General features: G+C 73.1%; 18 protein-coding genes. 3 read left to right on the top strand and 15 right to left on the bottom strand.

The window, feature by feature from the left end:
• Genes OSR43_RS06850 through OSR43_RS06840 form a run of 3 tightly spaced genes read right to left on the bottom strand, consistent with a single transcriptional unit; the run spans position 1 to position 1,632 of the window.
• Positions 1–909, bottom strand: coding sequence for a WXG100 family type VII secretion target (locus OSR43_RS06850; protein ID WP_302270471.1), 909 nt, complete (start codon positions 907–909; stop codon positions 1–3).
• Between the two features lie 4 nt (positions 910–913).
• Positions 914–1,225, bottom strand: coding sequence for a type VII secretion target (locus tag OSR43_RS06845; RefSeq protein WP_302270470.1), 312 nt, complete (start codon positions 1,223–1,225; stop codon positions 914–916).
• Positions 1,222–1,632 (bottom strand): YbaB/EbfC family nucleoid-associated protein, encoded by a 411-nt coding sequence (locus OSR43_RS06840; protein ID WP_302270469.1) that lies wholly within the window; start codon positions 1,630–1,632, stop codon positions 1,222–1,224. Before OSR43_RS06840 ends, OSR43_RS06845 begins: the two co-directional genes overlap by 4 nt.
• A gap of 122 nt (positions 1,633–1,754) precedes the next feature.
• Between OSR43_RS06840 and OSR43_RS06835 the strand changes: the two genes are divergently transcribed.
• Positions 1,755–2,351, top strand: coding sequence for a hypothetical protein (locus tag OSR43_RS06835; protein WP_302270468.1), 597 nt, complete (start codon positions 1,755–1,757; stop codon positions 2,349–2,351).
• 31 nt (positions 2,352–2,382) lie between these two features.
• On the opposite strand, the gene efeB is transcribed toward OSR43_RS06835, so the two are convergent.
• The 12 genes from efeB to OSR43_RS06775 form a co-directional block, all read right to left on the bottom strand.
• Positions 2,383–3,639, bottom strand: coding sequence for an iron uptake transporter deferrochelatase/peroxidase subunit (gene efeB / locus OSR43_RS06830; RefSeq protein WP_302270467.1), 1,257 nt, complete (start codon positions 3,637–3,639; stop codon positions 2,383–2,385).
• Positions 3,640–3,641: 2 nt separating this feature from the next.
• A complete protein-coding gene (gene efeO / locus OSR43_RS06825) occupies positions 3,642–4,808 on the bottom strand; it encodes an iron uptake system protein EfeO (protein ID WP_302270465.1) in 1,167 nt (388 codons plus the stop codon).
• Positions 4,801–5,679, bottom strand: coding sequence for an iron uptake transporter permease EfeU (gene efeU, locus OSR43_RS06820; protein ID WP_302270464.1), 879 nt, complete (start codon positions 5,677–5,679; stop codon positions 4,801–4,803). Before efeU ends, efeO begins: the two co-directional genes overlap by 8 nt.
• A 165-nt stretch (positions 5,680–5,844) precedes the next feature.
• Positions 5,845–6,564: a DsbA family oxidoreductase gene (locus tag OSR43_RS06815; RefSeq protein WP_302270463.1), complete on the bottom strand. Its 720-nt coding sequence runs from the start codon at positions 6,562–6,564 to the stop codon at positions 5,845–5,847.
• Positions 6,565–6,625: 61 nt separating this feature from the next.
• Entirely contained in the window at positions 6,626–7,654 is a 1,029-nt protein-coding gene (gene ilvC / locus OSR43_RS06810; protein ID WP_302270453.1) for a ketol-acid reductoisomerase, read from the bottom strand.
• A gap of 104 nt (positions 7,655–7,758) precedes the next feature.
• Positions 7,759–8,298 (bottom strand): acetolactate synthase small subunit, encoded by a 540-nt coding sequence (gene ilvN, locus OSR43_RS06805; RefSeq protein WP_302270452.1) that lies wholly within the window; start codon positions 8,296–8,298, stop codon positions 7,759–7,761.
• Between the two features lie 76 nt (positions 8,299–8,374).
• Positions 8,375–10,345 (bottom strand): acetolactate synthase large subunit, encoded by a 1,971-nt coding sequence (locus OSR43_RS06800; protein WP_302271603.1) that lies wholly within the window; start codon positions 10,343–10,345, stop codon positions 8,375–8,377.
• Positions 10,346–10,449: 104 nt separating this feature from the next.
• Positions 10,450–11,151, bottom strand: coding sequence for a VOC family protein (locus tag OSR43_RS06795; RefSeq protein WP_302270450.1), 702 nt, complete (start codon positions 11,149–11,151; stop codon positions 10,450–10,452).
• A 54-nt stretch (positions 11,152–11,205) separates the two neighbouring features.
• Positions 11,206–11,622: a VOC family protein gene (locus tag OSR43_RS06790; RefSeq protein WP_302270448.1), complete on the bottom strand. Its 417-nt coding sequence runs from the start codon at positions 11,620–11,622 to the stop codon at positions 11,206–11,208.
• Between the two features lie 36 nt (positions 11,623–11,658).
• Positions 11,659–12,717 carry an FUSC family protein gene (locus tag OSR43_RS06785; protein WP_302270447.1) on the bottom strand — a complete coding sequence of 353 codons (1,059 nt, stop codon included), beginning with the start codon at positions 12,715–12,717 and terminating at the stop codon, positions 11,659–11,661.
• Positions 12,718–12,722: 5 nt separating this feature from the next.
• Positions 12,723–14,417, bottom strand: coding sequence for a dihydroxy-acid dehydratase (gene ilvD / locus OSR43_RS06780; protein WP_302270446.1), 1,695 nt, complete (start codon positions 14,415–14,417; stop codon positions 12,723–12,725).
• A gap of 60 nt (positions 14,418–14,477) precedes the next feature.
• The gene (locus OSR43_RS06775; protein WP_302270445.1) at positions 14,478–15,566 is read right to left on the bottom strand and encodes an exo-alpha-sialidase; all 1,089 of its coding nucleotides are present in this window, start codon (positions 15,564–15,566) and stop codon (positions 14,478–14,480) included.
• 42 nt (positions 15,567–15,608) lie between these two features.
• Between OSR43_RS06775 and OSR43_RS06770 the strand changes: the two genes are divergently transcribed.
• Together OSR43_RS06770 and OSR43_RS06765 are read left to right on the top strand one after the other, a co-directional pair.
• Complete coding sequence (locus OSR43_RS06770; RefSeq protein WP_302270443.1) at positions 15,609–16,508, top strand: DMT family transporter; 900 nt, start codon at positions 15,609–15,611, stop codon at positions 16,506–16,508.
• A gap of 107 nt (positions 16,509–16,615) precedes the next feature.
• Entirely contained in the window at positions 16,616–16,834 is a 219-nt protein-coding gene (locus tag OSR43_RS06765; protein ID WP_302270442.1) for a hypothetical protein, read from the top strand.
• The last annotated feature ends 1 nt before the right edge of the window (position 16,835 follow it).

The following is a 16,835-nucleotide window of genomic DNA, read 5'->3' as shown; positions in this document are numbered from 1 at the left end:
TCACCTGTCGTCGAGACCCGCGGTGTGCTTGGCTCCCCCGCTGCCCACCTGGTAGCTCACGCTGGCGACGGTCGGCAGCCCGTTGCCCGGCGTCGCCGTGCCGTTGAGCAGCGCGTCGAAGTCGAACTTGCCGTTGGCGACGTTCGTCTGGCCCCAGGCGTCTGCGGTCTTCTTCAGCGCCGCGGCGCCGTCCCCGGCAGCCGTCACCAGCGTGTCGAGGTGCTTGGACATCGCGGTCATCGAGCTGATCAGGCCCTTGATGAAGCCGGTGAGCTTTGCGACCCACTCCCCGACCTTGGCGACGATCTCGCTGATCGCCTTCGGGGCGAGCACGACCGTGAGCAGCTGCGCGGCCTTGGAGATCGCGTAGCCGACCAGCTGGGAGATCGCGTCGCGGACCAGCTCCCGCACGCCGGCGACGATGGCGCCGCCGACGTCGACCGCTGCCGAGACGCCGTCGACGGCCACGCCGAAGGCGTCCATGAGGGCGGCCTGGGCCTTCGCCGCACCCCGGTAGGCGTCGATCGCGACACCGTCCCACTGGGAGGTGGCGGACGCGACGGCGTCGAGGAACTGGTCGGAGGTGTCGCGGACCAGGTCGGCGATGTTGCGCCAGGTGGCGGCGAAGGCCGCGATCTGGTCGGGGTCACCGGCCAGGTCGTCGAGCCAGCCCGGCAGCGGGCCGAAGTGCTCGATGACCCAGCCGACACCCGCGGAGAGCAGCGCCCCCAGCGGGTCGGCGATGGCGCCGAGCGTCTCCAGGCCGGTGGCGACGCCCATCAGGCCGGCCTCCACCCAGTCGCCGCCGGCCAGCGCGTTGCCGCACCCGACCAGCGACTCGATCGGGCCGAGCCCGGTGACGGCGGTGGTCGACTCCGTCGGAGCGACCACCAGGCTGTCCGCACCCATGTCCCTACCCCCTGAACCTGTCCATGGCGGAGCCGACGACGTCGTCGACCTCCTCGAAGACCTTGGCGACCGCCCGCACCTGGAGGGCGGTGGCGCCCAGGCTGCCGACCGCCGCTCCGGTCGCGGCGATGCCGGTGGCCTGTGCCGGCGCCAGCGCGCCGCCGATGAAGCTGCAGAGCACCCCGAAGGCGGACCCGTCGAGCGCCATGTCGCGCCCGGCCTGGACGCCGTCGTACGCCGAGACCGCGAGCTGCTCGACCTGGCCGGCGTGGCTGCGCATCGCCTCGGTGACGACCTTGATCTCCCCGGAGGTCATCCCAGCACCCCCGCCCGCGTCGGGCTGCCGCCGTCGTCGGGCGGCGCCGGGAACATGTCGGCGTACTGCCGCGTGATCTCGCGTGCGGTCGCCGAGTCGGCACCGAACGTCTCCGCGCTGAGCGCGCTCACGCGCTCGACGACCTGGCGCTGGGCGTCGGCGTTGGCCTCGAGGACCGCGGAGCGGATGCGCTCGAGGGTCGCGTCGTTCAGCGTGCGGCCGAGGTAGAGGTCGTGGATCGCGCCGTTGTGACCGACGGTCACCTCGGCGCCGCCGTCGCGGGACTGGCCGACGATGCGGAGCGTCTCGACCTCGACGGCGTACGCCTGGGCCTTGACGACCTGCTCCTGCATCTTCGCGGCGGCGCGGTCGACCGAGGCGAGCGCTTCTTCGGGGCTGGAGTACACGGGGGTCCTTCCTGTGCGGGTGCCTGCCGCCGATGCTGCCCGCCCCGACGAGGTGCAAACCCGGTCCGGACGGGTATGACTGGTCCAGGCCCCGGCCCGCCGACCGACCACCGAGGAGCGTCATGACGACCGACCCCCTGCCCCCGACCGGGCCGTCCGGGCCCGCCGGACCGACCGGCCGCAGCGAGGTGCTGACCCCCGCCCTCCCCGTGCGCGTCGCCTTCACCCTGGTCGGGGCGTTCTTCGGCGCGGCGCTGCTGTGGGCCGTCGTGAAGATCGCCACCGGCGAGCTGGAGTGGACGACCACCAACATCGTGGCGGTCCCCCTCGTGGTGCTCTTCGGCGTGGCCTCGGTCGCCGGCGTCCTCCAGGCCTGGACCGCGAAGGTCTGGGTGGACCACGACCGCGACGAGCTGCACCAGGTGATCTTCGGCAAGGACGTCGCGATGACGCTGCAGTCGCCGACCACGGCGCGGCTCGACTACCGCCGCCAGGCCCTGGGCTCCACGGTCAGCGGCACCTGGAAGGTCGTGGTCACCCACCCCGACCGCCAGCTGACCGTCAACACGCCCTATGTCCGCGACATCGCCGACGTGCTGCGGATCCTGCGCCCCGCGCTGGGCCGGAACCCCCACCTCCCCGCCGACGACTACACCCGTCGCGCGCTGCAGGACCCGGACGCGGCGCTGGTGCCGCCCCAGGTGGACGGCGCCGCCTGAGCCCCTCGGCCCATGCCGAGCAGGTGCGGCTTCAGCCGAAGAGCGTGTGGCCGACGTGCTCCCCGGACGCCGTGCCCGGCGGGACGGCGAAGAGCGCGGAGCCGGTCACCTGGAGGTACTCCGTCAACGCGTCGGACTTCGCCATCGCCAGCTGCACCGGGGTGAAGTGCGTGCGCGGGTCGCGCACGTAGGCGACGAAGAAGAGCCCGGCGTCGAGCCCGCCGAGCGGGTTGGTCCCGTCGACGAAGTTGTAGCCGCGCCGCAGCATCCGTGCACCGTCGTGGGCGCCGGGGTGCACCACCCGGACGTGCGCGTCGACCGGGATGACCGGCTGGTCGTTGCTGCCGGGCATCTCGAAGTCCGGCTCGGTCATCTCCTCGCCGCCCGAGAGCGGCGCGCCGGTGCCCTTCGTGCGACCGACGAACGCCTCCTGGTCGGCGAGGGGCTGGCGGTCCCACACCTCGATGTGCATCCCGATCCGCCGGGCCACGAGGTAGGAGCCGCCCGCCAGCCAGGCCGCGGCCGGGTCGTCCTCGGCACCGACCCAGACGTGGTCCTCGAGCGCGGTCGTCTCCTCGGCCTTGACGTTGGCGGTGCCGTCCTTGAACCCGAAGAGATTGCGCGGGGTGTCCTGGGTGACCGACGTCGTCGACGTCCGGCCGAAGCCGAGCTGGGACCACCGCACCGAGACGGTGCCGAAGCCGAGCCGGGCGAGGTTGCGGATGGCGTGCACCGCGACCTGCGGGTCGTCGGCGCACGCCTGCACGCACAGGTCGCCGTCGGAGCGGGCCGGGTCGAGCTCGTCACCCGGGAAGTGCGGGAGCGGCTCCAGCGCCGCGGGCATCCGGTCGGCGATCCCGAACCGGTCACGCCCCTCGGCGTCGCGGAACAGGCTCGGCCCGAACCCGAAGGTGATCGTGAGCCCACCGGGGGCCAGGCCGATGGCCTCGCCGGTGTCGTCCGGCGGCAGGTTGGCCGCGCCCTCGACCGGGCCGATCTCGCCCGCGGGCAGCCCGCGGGTCATCCGGTCGGCGGCGTCGGTCCAGGCCTGCAGCAGCGCCACCAGCTCCTCGCGGGAGTCGGTGACCACGTCGAAGGCCGCGAAGTGCAGCCGGTCCTGCGCCGGGGTGGTGATCCCCGCCTGGTGCGCGCCGCGGAAGTCGTACGTCGCGGGCGCCGCCGACGCGTGGGCCGGCTCGTCGGCGGTCACCCGGCCGGCGGCGTACGCACCCACGGCCCCGGCGGCGGCCGCGCCGCCGCCGAGGAGCCCGCGTCGTGAGAGCCGCATGATCAGGCCAGCACCGCTGCGGTCAGCCGCGAGAGCGGCTCGGAGAGGGCGTTGACCGCGTCGGACAGCGCCTTGACCTCGGGCTGGGAGAGGTCGTCGTAGGACACGAAGCCCTCGCCCTCGCGCTGCTCGTCGAGCAGGTCCTGCAGCGCGGCGAAGCGGGTGTCGAGCTGCTCGGCGAGCTCGGGGTCCTTCTCCGCCAGCAGCGGCTTCACGCCCTCGTACCCGACGCGGGCGCCGTCGACGTTGGCCTGGAAGTCGTAGAGGTCGGTGCGCGACCAGTACTCCTCCTCGCCGGTCACCTTGCCGGTGGCGACCTCCTCGAGCAGGCCGCGCGAGCCGTTGGCGATCTGGTCGACGGTGAACTCCAGCTCGCCGATCCGCTGGTCCAGCGTCTCGGTGTTGGCGAGCAGGTCCTGGGCGTAGGTCGCGCGCTGCTTGGCCGTCAGCGGCGTGTAGCGCTCGGCCCGGCCCGGCCACAGGTCCTTCTCGATCCGGTGCCAGCCGGTCCACTCCTGGCCGGGCTCGAGGTCGGCCTCCCGCGCGTCCATCTGGGGGTCGAGGTCGCCGAAGGACTCCGCGACCGTCTCGATCCGCTCCCAGTGGGTGCGCGCCACGGGGTACAGGGCCCGGGCCCGGTCGTCCTCGCCGGCCTCGTAGAGCTCCACGAACTCGCGCGTCCGCACCAGCAGCTGGTCGGACTGGTCGCGCACGTAGGCCTGGTAGTTCTGCTGGGCGGTGGCGACCAGCTCCTGGTCGTCGGTGCTGACCTCGACGTCGTCGTCGGACCCGGTCACGGTGAAGTCGGCGCGGATGCCCTCCCCGGCCATGCCGGGCTTGCAGGCGGTGACGTAGGTGCCGGCCGGGGCGTTGACGACGAGCTGGCGGCTCAGCGACGGGCCGACGTTCTCGACCTCGCCGACGATGCGCAGGCCGTCCTCCCCCAGCAGGTAGAACTCGGTCACCTGCGAGCCGGCGTTGGTGACGTCGAAGGTGAGCGTGCCGGCCGGGGCCTCGGTGGCCGAGACCTCGCAGGCCTCGTCGGAGGAGGTGACCGCGAGCGTGCGCGGGTCGCCGCCGCCCTCGGTGGAGGCGGCGTCGGTGTTCTCCGTGCAGGCGGCCAGCACGGGGGCCGTGAGCAGCACGGCGGCGACGAGGGTCCTACGCATGGGTCGGGTCCTTCTGCAGTTCGGGTCCGGGGCGGACGGGGCGCGTGCGTCGGCGGACGCCGAGCAGGAAGAGCGTCATGGCCGGCACGGCGTACGCCAGCCAGGCGGCGGCCTCGAGCCAGGTCGTGGCCGGGGAGAAGTTGAAGATGCCCTTGAGCAGGGCGGCGTACCAGCTGCCGGGGTCGATGGTCGCGGAGACGTCGAAGGCCAGGTCGTGCAGGCCCGGCAGGAAGCGCGCCTCCTGCAGGTCGTGCACGCCGTACGACAGCACGCCGGCGGCGACGAGGATCAGGAAGGCACCGGTCCAGGTGAAGAACCGGGTGAGGTTGATGGTGATCGCACCGCGGTAGATCAGCCAGCCGAGCGCCACCGCGGTCGCGATGCCGAGCGCGGCGCCGAGCAGCGGCTCCCAGGTGGGGGTGACCGCTCCCCCGGCATCGCGGGTGCCGGCCTTGGTGGCGGCCCACAGGAACAGGGCGGTCTCGAGCCCCTCGCGGCCGACCGCGAGGACGGCGACGACCACCAGCGACCAGCGGCTGCCCTCGGCGGCCCGGTCGATCTGACCGCGCAGCTCCCCGCTCAGCGAGCGGGCGGCGCGCGCCATCCAGAAGATCATCCAGGTGACGAAGCCGACGGCGATGATCGACAGCGTGCCGCCGATCAGCTCCTGGGCCTCGAAGGTCAGCCCTCGCGGCCCGAACGTCAGGATCGCCCCGAAGGCCAGGCTCACGCCCACCGCGAGCGCGACGCCGGCCCAGATCCGGCCGAGGAGGTGGCGCCGGTCGGTCTTGACGAGGTACGCCACGAGGATGCTCACCACGAGCGCGGCCTCGAGGCCCTCGCGGAGGCCGATCAGGTAGTTGGCGAGCACGAGCCGCGATCCTACGCCCGATTCTTAGGTCTGCCTAAGTGCGCCGGGTCACAGCGGTCCGGGGTCCGCGGCGGGGCCTGTTGGAATCCCCGGGGCCCCGGGGATTCCGGCACTCCTCAGGGTTTGCATCCCCTGAGAGGTACCGGGATCCCCTGAGGAGTCGGCTCAGATCGGGCAGCCGTCGGGGCCGCAGGCATCGGCGTCGCCGCCGACGGTCTGCAGGACCGGGTGGGCGTCGGCCCAGGCCGTGGCGAGGACCTGCTCGAACACCTCGGTCGGCTGGGCGCCCGAGACGCCGTAGCGCTGGTCGACGACGAAGAACGGCACGCCCGTGGCGCCGTACGCCCGCGCCCGGGCGACGTCGGCGGCGACCGCGTCGGCGTACTCCTGGCCCGCGAGGACCGCGTCCACGCGCTCCCCGCCCGCCGCCTCGGTGAGCCCGGCGGTGCGGGCCGCGGCCCGGAGCACGTCGTGGTCCCCGACGTCCTCGGCGCGCAGGAAGTACGCCGCGAGCAGCTGCTCCTTGAGCTCGCGCTGCAGCGCCGGGCCGCCGGTCTCGAGCGCGAGGTGCAGCAGCCGGTGGGCGTCGACGGTGTTGGTGTGGACGTTGTCGAAGAGCCTCATGTCCAGGCCCTCGCCGGCGGCCGTCTCGATGAGCGACTGCATGCCGGCGCGCATCTGGTCCTCGGACTGGCCGTACTTCTTGGCCAGCTGGCTCAGGGTCGACTCGTGCCCGTGCTGCGGGGCGGACGGGTCGAGCTCGAAGGACCGGTAGACGACCTCGACGGCGTCCCGGTGCTCGAAGCCGGCCAGGGCCTTCTCCAGACGGCGCTTGCCCACGTAGCACCACGGGCAGACGACGTCGCTCCAGATCTCGATGCGCATGAGACCCGGAACGCGCCGCCTGCCCGCGTTTGTTCCTGGTGCTGCCGGGGGTGCTGCCGCGTCAGCGGGTGGCGGTGCCCTCGGTGTAGTCCGAGTCGTGGCTCTTGACCCACGCCATCAGCTTGCGCAGCTCGCGACCGGTCTGCTCGATCGGGTGCTGCTCGCCCTGCTCGCGGAACTTGGTGAACTCCGGCGAGCCGTTCTCCTGGTCGGTGATGAACCGCTCGGCGAACGCGCCGTTGGTGATGTCGGCGAGCACGCCCTTCATGTTCTCCTTGACGCGCTCGTCGATGACCCGCGGGCCCGAGACGTAGTCACCGAACTCGGCGGTGTCGGAGACCGACCAGCGCTGCTTGGCGATGCCGCCCTCGTACATCAGGTCGACGATCAGCTTCAGCTCGTGGAGGCACTCGAAGTAGGCGACCTCCGGCTGGTAGCCGGCCTCGGTGAGGACCTCGAAGCCGTACTGCACCAGCTGCGAGGCGCCACCGCACAGGACGGCCTGCTCGCCGAACAGGTCGGTCTCGGTCTCCTCGGTGAAGGTGGTCTTGATGCCGCCGGCGCGCAGGCCACCGATGGCCTTGGCGTAGGAGAGCGCGAGGTCCCAGGCCGTGCCCGAGGCGTCCTTCTCGACGGCGACGAGCACCGGCACGCCGCGCCCGTCGACGTACTCGCGGCGGACGAGGTGGCCCGGGCCCTTGGGGGCGACCATGAAGACGTCGACGCCCTCGGGCGGGGTGATGTAGCCGAAGCGGATGTTGAAGCCGTGGCCGAAGACCAGGGTGTCGCCCTCGGTGAGGCTCGGGGCGATCTCCTCGGAGTAGAGCTTCCGCTGGTGCTGGTCGGGGGCGAGGATGACGATGACGTCGGCCTCCTCCGCGGCCTCGGCCGGCGTGACGACGCGGAGGCCCTCGGCCTCGGCCTTGGCGCGGCTCTTGGAGTCGGGCTGCAGGCCGACGCGCACGTCGACACCGGAGTCGCGGAGCGACAGCGCGTGGGCGTGGCCCTGGCTGCCGTAGCCGATGACGGCCACGTTCTTGCCCTGGATCAGGGACAGGTCGGCGTGGTCGTCGTAGAACATCTCAGCCACGGGGGCTTCTCCTTCTGGTTGGGTCCTGCCGGTTGGCGGCAGTGGGTGTCGGTGCTGCTGGTCTGGTGGGTGCTGCGGGCGCTGCCGCTGCCGAGGTACGTCGGTCAGCCGGCGGCCGGGCGGGCCGGGACGGTGACCGGCCGCAGGTTCCGCTCGGAGATCGACCGGGAGCCGCGGCCGATGGCGACCATCCCGGACTGGACGAGCTCGCGGATGCCGAAGGGCTCGAGCACCCGCAGGAAGTCCGCGATCTTCCCGGCGTTCCCGGTGATCTGGATGGTGACCGCGTCGGGGGCCACGTCGATGACCTTCGCGCGGAAGAGCTGGACGGTGTCGAGCACCTGGCCCCGGGTCTCCGCGGTGGCGGCGACCTTGACCAGGACGAGCTCGCGGTCGACCGATGCGGTCGGGTCGAGCTCGACGATCTTGATGACCTCGACCAGCTTGTTGAGCTGCTTGGTCACCTGCTCCAGCGGGGACGACTCGACATTGACGACGATGGTCATCCGCGAGACGTCGGCGTGCTCGGTGGGCCCCACGGCGAGGGAGTCGATGTTGAAGCCGCGGCGGCTGAACAGGCCGGCGATCCGGGCCAGGACACCGGGCTTGTCCTCCACCAGGACCGAGAGGGTGTGCTTGCTCATCGACGTCCTCGCTTCGCTCCGGGCGCCGACGAGGCTCCGTTTGCGCTGTCTTGGATGATTCGCTCGCTCCGCTCGCTCATGCCGGTCGGACCTCCCAGTCGTCCTCGACCCGGTCGAAGTCGGGTGCGAGGTCACGTGCGTACTTGATCTCGTCGTTGCTCTTGCCGGCGGCGACCATCGGCCACACCATCGCGTCGCGGTTGACGCGGAAGTCGACCACGACCGGGACGTCGTTGATCGACATCGCCTTCTCGATGATCGAGTCGACGTCGGCCGGGGTCTCGCAGGAGAGGCCGACGCAGCCGTAGGCCTCGGCGAGCTTGACGAAGTCGGGGATCCGCTTGGAGTGCAGGTCGGTGTTGGAGTAGCGCTCGTTGTAGAACAGCGTCTGCCACTGCCGGACCATGCCGAGCGACTCGTTGTTGACGATCGCGACCTTGATCGGGATGTCGTTGATCGCGCAGGTGGCCAGCTCCTGGTTGGTCATCTGGAAGCAGCCGTCGCCGTCGATGGCCCAGACAGTCGTGTCCGGGGCGCCGACCTTGGCTCCCATGGCCGCGGGGACCGAGTAGCCCATCGTGCCGAGGCCGCCGGAGTTCAGCCAGGTGCGCGGCTTCTCGTAGCCGATGAACTGCGCGGCCCACATCTGGTGCTGGCCCACCCCGGAGGTGTAGATCGTGTCCGGGCCGGCGATCTGGCCGAGCCGCTCGATGACGTACTGCGGCGCGAGGCTGCCGTCGGCGGGCGCCTCGTAGCCCAGCGGGTAGCGGCGCTTGATCCCGGTGAGGAACTCCGCCCACGCCTCGAAGTCGCCGGTGTGGCCGGCGTCGGCCTCGGCCCGCAGGACGGCGAGCAGGTCGGCGATGACCTCGCGGCAGTCGCCCACGATCGGGACGTCGGCGTGGCGGTTCTTGCCGATCTCGGCGGGGTCGATGTCGGCGTGGACGACCTTGGCGTGCGGCGCGAAGGAGTCGAGCCGACCGGTGACCCGGTCGTCGAAGCGGGCACCCAGGCTGATGATCAGGTCGGACTTCTGCAGGCCCGCGACCGCCGAGACCGAGCCGTGCATGCCGGGCATGCCGAGGTGCTGGGGGTGGCTGTCGGGGAACGCACCGCGTGCCATGAGGGTGGTCACTACCGGCATGCCGGTGAGCTCGGCCAGCGCCCGCAGCTCGGCCGAGGCGCCGGCGCGGACCGTGCCGCCGCCGACGTACAGCACCGGGCGGCGCGACTCGAGGATCAGCTTGGCCGCCTCGCGGATCTGCTTGGCGTGCGGCTTGGTCACCGGGCGGTAGCCGGGCAGGTGCAGCTCGGTGGGCCAGCGGAACGTCGTCATCGCCTCGAGCGCGGACTTGGCGACGTCGACGAGGACCGGGCCGGGGCGGCCGGTGGAGGCGATGTGGAACGCCTCGGCCACGCGCTGCGGGATCTCGGCCGGGTCGGTGACGAGGAAGTTGTGCTTGGTGATCGGCATCGTGATGCCGCGGATGTCGGCCTCCTGGAAGGCGTCCGTCCCGATCATCGACGCGCCGACCTGGCCGGTCACGGCCACCATCGGCACGGAGTCCATGTGGGCGTCCGCGATCGGCGTGACCAGGTTGGTCGCGCCCGGCCCGGAGGTCGCCATGCACACGCCGACCCGGCCGGTCGCGGCGGCGTACCCCTGCGCCGCGTGGCCCGCACCCTGCTCGTGGCGGACCAGGATGTGGCGGATGCTGGAGTCCAGCAGCGGGTCGTAGGCCGGGAGGATCGCGCCGCCCGGGATGCCGAAGACGTCGGTGACGCCGGCTGCCTCCAGCGACGCGACCAGGCTCTGGGCGCCTGTGATCTGCTCGGTCATCTTCTCGCTTCCCCGTTCAGTGGTGGTGCTGGTGGTGCATGGCCAACAAAAAACCCCTCGGCCGCAGGCGGCGAGGGGTGACGCGCTGGCGGAGCCGGTTCGGCTCAGCCCACGCGTCGCGTGCGTACAAGGAGGTCCTGGCGCATGCCACCACGGTAGCCGCCCGCCCCCGCGCCCGTCACCCGGACCCGACTGCCGTCCCAGCATACGGGACACAAATCCCACATGTTGGGCCGGGTGAGGGTGCGATGGGCGCAGGTCCGGCGGCCGGCCGACGAACTTGGCGGTGGGCCGCTAAAGCTCACGCGCGCTCAGTCCTCGCGGCCCAGCCAGGTGGTGATGCAGGCGCGGTTGCCCTGGGCGTCGGCGAGCACCCAGAAGCGGGGGGCCGGGCCGTCGTCGACGAGGGTGCCGCCGGCCCCGACCGCCGCGCGTACCCGCTGCTCGGCGACCTCGGGCGGGACGCGCACGTCGAGGTGGAAGCGCTGCTCGATGTCGCCGGGCCGGCGGGGGCCGGACTCCTGGAACCACAGGGTGGGGCCGTGGCCCAGCGGATCGCGGAGCTCGTCGGGGTCGTCGACGGGCTCGTAGCCCAGCACCGCCGCCCAGAACGGCCGCACCTCGTCGAGGTCGTGGGTGTCCAGCGCCAGCTCGAGGACCGAGAGCCGGTGCGGTTCCGCGGTCGCGCCGAGGCGGCCGGCCGCGTCGCTGACCGCCCGGGCGAGGCGCACGTCGCGCCGGGTCACCGCGCCGATGTCGTGGCTCCACGTCCGCACCGCGACGGCGCCGTACGTCAGCTCGACGTCGGGGTGGTGGTCCATCTCCTCGGCCGCCTCGCCGATGGCCGCGACGAGCCGGAGCCCGGTCGCGAAGTCACCGGTGGCGAACCGGGCGTGCAGCTGCTCGAACATCACCCGCCAGTCGGCGAGCTGCTCGGCCTCGACGTCGCGGCCGGACAGCCGGGTGCGGTCACCGGGCGCGCCCGCCGCGGGGCGGTCTCGTGGGTCGGTCACGGGCGACACCTTCCGTTGCAGGGGGGTCCGTCTCGTGCTCTCGTACCCGAGGGCTCAGGGCAGCACGCGCTGCCCGATCGGGCCGGGGTTCCAGGCGACCTCCCAGCGGTGGCCGTCCGGGTCGGCGAAGTAGCCGGTGTACCCGCCCCACGGGCGCTCGGTCGCACCGCTCACCGGGTCGGCGCCCGCGGCGCGGGCCGTGTCGAGCACCGCGTCGACCTCCGCGGGGGTCGCGACGTTGTGCGCCAGCGTGAACGGCGCGACGCCCGGTCCGGTGGCGAGCGGACCCACCTCGGCCTCGAAGGCCGAGCGCACCCACAGCGAGAGCACGAGGTGCTCCCCCACCTCGATCATCACCACGTCGTCGGGCACCTCGAGCGCCGGCGTCCACCCCAGGCCGTCGCAGTAGAACGCCCGGCTCGCGGCGAGGTCGGCCACGGCCAGGGTCACGAAGCTGATCCGCTGGTCCATGCGGCGATCCTGGCAGCCGGCGCCGACACCGTCTCCTCAGCCGGCGGCGCGGGCCGACCCCACCCGGCGGGCGAGCCACCCGACGGCCAGCCCGATGACCACGCCGACGAGCGTCTCGGTGCCGCGGTCGACGAGCAGCTCGGAGGTCGGCACCGGCGAGACGAGGTGCACCATCAGCAGGGCCAGGGGCGTGATGACCACCAGCGCGAGCGCGTAGTTGCGGCCGACGAGCAGCTCGGCGGCGACCTGCAGCGCGACGACCGCCAGCACGGTGGCGAGCGGCCCGAGGTCGAGCGCCAGGAGCGCCCCCGCGAGCGCGAGGCCGACGCCGGTGCCGAGCAGGCGGTGCAGGCCGCGCACGAGCTGGCGCAGCGGGTCGGCGGCCGCGAGCGGGACGACCGCGGAGACCATCGCCCAGTAGGGGTGGCCGATGCCGACCCCGGTCGCCACGCTGCCGGCGAGCAGCACCGCGACGCCACTGGGCAGCACGTGCCGCCACAGCCCCGTGGTCGGGCTCGCCGCCCGGGCACCCGGGGCGCCGGACGGGCGGTCGGCGGCGGCGTACGTCGCGCGCCGGCGCCGCAGCCAGGCGCCGAGGTTCCCCACCAGCAGCGAGAACGCCGCGGAGCAGCCGGCGACGAGGAGCGCCACGAGGGCGTCGGAGGGCTCGCCGGGGATCGAGGCGCAGGCGGTGAGCGCGAAGACGGGGAACAGCGCGCCGGGCGGGTGCCAGTGCTGCCGGTCGGAGAGGACGGCCGCGCCGATCGTCAGCAGCGCCGCCGTGGGGACGGCGACCCAGGCCCGGTGCTCGGAGGAGCCGACCAGGGTGCCGACGGCGACGACGGCGGTCAGCAGGACGCCGACCTCGGTCTGCAGCCGCACCCGCAGCGGGCCGACGCGCTCGCGGCCGTAGAGCGCGGTGAACGCCCCGAAGGTGGCGTAGATGGACCACTCCAGCCGCCCGGCCGCCAGCAGCACGAGGAGCGGCACGAGCACCGAGACGCCGGCCCGCGCCGCGACGCGGTGGGCGCCGGCGTGCGGCCCGAAGCCGAGCAGCTCGCGACCGAGCTGCCCGGCCCCGGTCCCCCGGGTCACCCCGGTCAGCTGGTGACCGCGCCGTGCGCGGCGGAGCGGACGGTCGCGGCGTACTTGCCGAGGACGCCCCGGGTGTACTTGGGCGCATTGGGCTCCCAGCCGACCTTGCGGGCCTCGAGGTCGTCGATCTCGACCTCGAGGCTGCGGTTGAGCACGTCGAGGGTGATGGTGTCGCCGTCGCGGACGAAGGCGATCGGACCGCCGTCGACGGCCTCCGGGGCGACGTGGCCGACGCAGAGGCCGGTCGTGCCGCCGGAGAACCGGCCGTCGGTCAGGAGCAGGACGTCCTTGCCGAGGCCCGCGCCCTTGATCGCGCCGGTGATGGCGAGCATCTCGCGCATGCCGGGGCCGCCCTTGGGGCCCTCGTAGCGGATGACCACCACGTCGCCGGCGACGATGCGGCCCTCGGCGAGGGCGTCCATCGCCGCGCGCTCGCCGTCGAAGACCCGGGCGGTGCCGGTGAAGACCGACTCGTCGAAGCCCGCCGACTTCACGACCGCGCCCTCGGGGGCCAGCGAGCCCTTGAGGATGGTCAGGCCGCCGGTGGCGTGGATCGGGCGGTCGAGGCTGCGGATGACGTCGTCGTCGAGGGCCGGGGGCGCGAGCTCGGCGAGGTTCTCGGCCAGCGTCTTGCCGGTGACCGTCAGGCAGTCGCCGTGCATGAGGCCCGCGTCGAGCAGCGCCTTCATGACGACCGGGATGCCGCCGACCTTGTCGACGTCGTACATGACGTACTTGCCGAACGGCTTGAGGTCGCCCAGGTGCGGGACCTTGTCGCCGATCCGGTTGAAGTCGTCGATGGTCAGGTCGACCTCGGCCTCGCGGGCCATGGCGAGCAGGTGCAGGACGGCGTTGGTGGAGCCGCCGAGCGCCATCACGACGGTGATGGCGTTCTCGAAGGCCTCCCTGATCATGATCTGGCGGGCGGTGATGCCCTTGCGCAGCAGGTTGACCACGGCCTCGCCGGACTTGTGGGCGTAGCCGTCGCGGCGGCGGTCCACGGCCGGCGGCGCGGCGGACCCGGGCAGCGACATGCCGATGGCCTCGGCGACCGCGGCCATCGTGTTGGCGGTGTACATGCCGCCGCAGGCGCCCTCGCCGGGGCAGATGGCGCGCTCGACCTTGTCGACCTCCTCCCGGGAGATCTTGCCGGCCAGGCAGGCTCCGACGGCCTCGAACGCGTCGATGATCGTGACGTCGCGACCGTCGACGTTGCCCGGCATGATCGAGCCGGCGTAGAGGAAGACGCTGGAGAGGTCCAGCCGCGCGGCGGCCATCATCATCCCGGGCAGCGACTTGTCGCAGCCGGCGAGCAGCACCGAGCCGTCGAGCCGCTCCGCACTCATCACGACCTCGACGGAGTCCGCGATGACCTCGCGGGAGACCAGCGAGTAGTGCATGCCCTCGTGGCCCATGGAGATGCCGTCGGAGACCGAGATGGTCCCGAACTCCATCGGGAAGCCGCCCGCCGCGTGCACGCCGTTCTTGGCGGCCTTCGCGAGGCGGTCGAGGGACAGGTTGCAGGGGGTGATCTCGTTCCAGCTCGAGGCGACGCCGATCTGGGGCTTCTCCCAGTCGTCGTCGCCCATGCCGACCGCCCGGAGCATGCCGCGCGCCGCGGCCCGCTCGAGGCCGTCGGTGACGTCGCGGGAGCGGGGCTTGATGTCGGGCGTGGTGGGCTTCGGGTCCTGCTCGGTCATGCGGGCCAGCCTAGTCGCGGGCGCCGCCGCGGCCCGTCGGGTCTCAACCGGTGTGAGATATCAGACGAGCGCCGCGCGCACCACCATCACGTCGGGCAGGTCTGCCACCACGCAGCGCCAGGTGTCACCGCCGTCCGCCGAGCCCCACACCGCGCCGTTGCGCGCACCGAGGTAGAGCCCGGTCCGCTCGTGGTCGTCGGCGCACATCGCGTCGCGCATGACGCCCACGAAGAACCGGTCCGGCAGACCATCGCCGAGCTCCTCCCAGGTCTCCCCGGCGTCGCGCGAGCGCCAGACCCGGGCCCGGCCGTCGGTCGGGTAGCGGCCGAAGCCCGCGCTGAGGGGGAAGAGGAAGACGGTGTCGGGCTCCTGTGGGTGCACCACGACCGGGAACCCGAAGTCGGCGGGCAGCCCGTCGGCGATCGACACCCAGGTCGCGGCGTGGTCGTCCGAGCGGTAGACGCCGCCGTGGTTCTGCAGGTAGAGCCGCTCGGGCCGCGCCGGGTGCCGGGCCACCTTGTGGACGCACTGGCCGAGCTCGGGGTACTGCTGGCCCTCGGGCAGGAAGTCCGCCCGGATGCCGGTGTTCCGCGGCTGCCACGACGCGCCGCCGTCCGAGGTCTGGTAGACCCCGCCGGTCGAGATCGCGACGGTGACCGAGGCCGGGTCGGTCGGGTGCGGGAGCACGGTGTGGAAGGCCTGGCCGCCGAACCCCTCCCCCCACTCCGACCGGTGCGGGTGGTCCCACAGCGCCCGCTCGAGGGCGAAGGTCTCGCCGCCGTCGTGGGAGCGGAAGACCGCGCCCGGCTCCGTGCCGGCCCACACCGACCCGGGGTCGGGGCCGGGGGTCAGCTGCCAGATCCGCTCGACGCTGGCGTCGACGTCGTCGGGGAAGCGGACCGCGCCGCCCGGCGTCTCCTCCCACGTCGCGCCGAGGTCGTCGGAACGGCGCACCTGCGGCCCCAGCCAGCTCGACGACGCCCCGGCGAGGAGCCGGGGCCGCTCGCCGCGGGTGTCGACCATGCAGGAGTAGACCTCCTCCATGTCGAAGTGCGGGCCGGTGAACTCCCAGTCCTCCCGCGCCTCGTCCGAGCGCCCGAGCCAGAGCCCCTTGCGCGTGCCCACCATCAGGATCGTCCCGCGAGCCATCCCCGCTCCTTCCGCCGTCGACCGGTCCCCTACCTTGACCCGGTGACGCAGCCGAACTCATCGCCCGGCTCACGCGTCGCCGCCGCGCCCCTGCGCGGGGTCTCGCCGGTCTGGCTCGTCCTGGTCGGCATCGCCTCGGTCCAGCTGGGAGCGGGGGTGGCGAAGAGCCTGTTCGACGAGGTCTCCCCCACCACCATCGTCTGGCTGCGGCTGGTGACCAGCGCCGTGGTCCTCGTGCTCGTGGCCCGGCCGGTGCTGCGCGGCAAGAGCCGGCAGGACTGGCTGGTCGTCCTGGGGTACGGCGCCTCGCTGGGGCTGATGAACTGGGCGATCTACCAGTCCTTTCAGCGCATCCCGCTCGGGCTCGCGGTCACCATCGAGTTCGTCGGCCCGCTGACCCTGGCGGTGCTGGGCTCGCGCAGGCTGCGCGACCTCGCCTGGGTGGGGCTGGCCGGCCTCGGCGTGCTGCTGCTCGGCTTCGAGCGCTCCGACCTCGACCTCGCCGGCGTGGCCTTCGCGGTCCTCGCCGGCGCCGCGTGGGCGGCGTACATCCTGCTCAGCGCGGAGACCGGCGCCCGCTGGCGCGGCCTCGACGGGCTGGCGGTGGCCAGCGTCGTCGCGACCCTGCTGCTCTCGCCGCTGGCGCTGGGGAGGTACGGCGACCAGCTGGCCGACCTCCACGTGGTGCTCCTCGGGGCGCTGGTCGGCCTGCTCAGCTCCGTGGTGCCGTACACCTGCGAGCTGGTCGCGCTCCGCTCGATCAAGCCGTCGGTGTTCAGCGTGCTGATGTCGCTGGAGCCGGCCGCGGCGGCGCTCGCCGGCATCGTGGTGCTCGGCGAGCTGCTCGCCCCCGTCCAGTGGGTCGCGATGGCCTGCGTCGTCGTCGCCAGCGTCGGCGCGACCCGGTCGGGGCGGACGCTCGCGGAGCCGGTCCCGGACTGAGCGCTCCCCGGCCGCCCGTCCCGTACCGCCCGCGGTGTCTGGACCAGTTCACCGGAACGTCACACGGCAGTGACCTCTGCGTCGCGGGCCGCTCCTAGCGTCGAGCCATGGCCCCCAGCTCCCTGCTCCCGCTGCTGCCGACCCTCGTCCACCGGGTCCGCACGTGGCCGGAGGAGTCCCAGCTGCGGGCCCGGCGCAACGCCATGGTCGCCTCCACCGCGCTGGCCCGACGACGTGCCGAGCGCGACGACGTGGAGGACTTCCTCGCCGCCCTGGCGGGGACGGTCGTGCCGGCGACTCCGGTCCGGCGCGCCGCTCACGGCTGAG

The sequence above is a fragment of the Nocardioides sp. Arc9.136 genome (assembly GCF_030506255.1).
Classification (GTDB): Bacteria; Actinomycetota; Actinomycetes; order Propionibacteriales; family Nocardioidaceae; genus Nocardioides.
The sequence above is the reverse complement of the archived record's forward strand: the minus strand, read 5'-3'. Positions and strand labels throughout refer to the sequence as shown.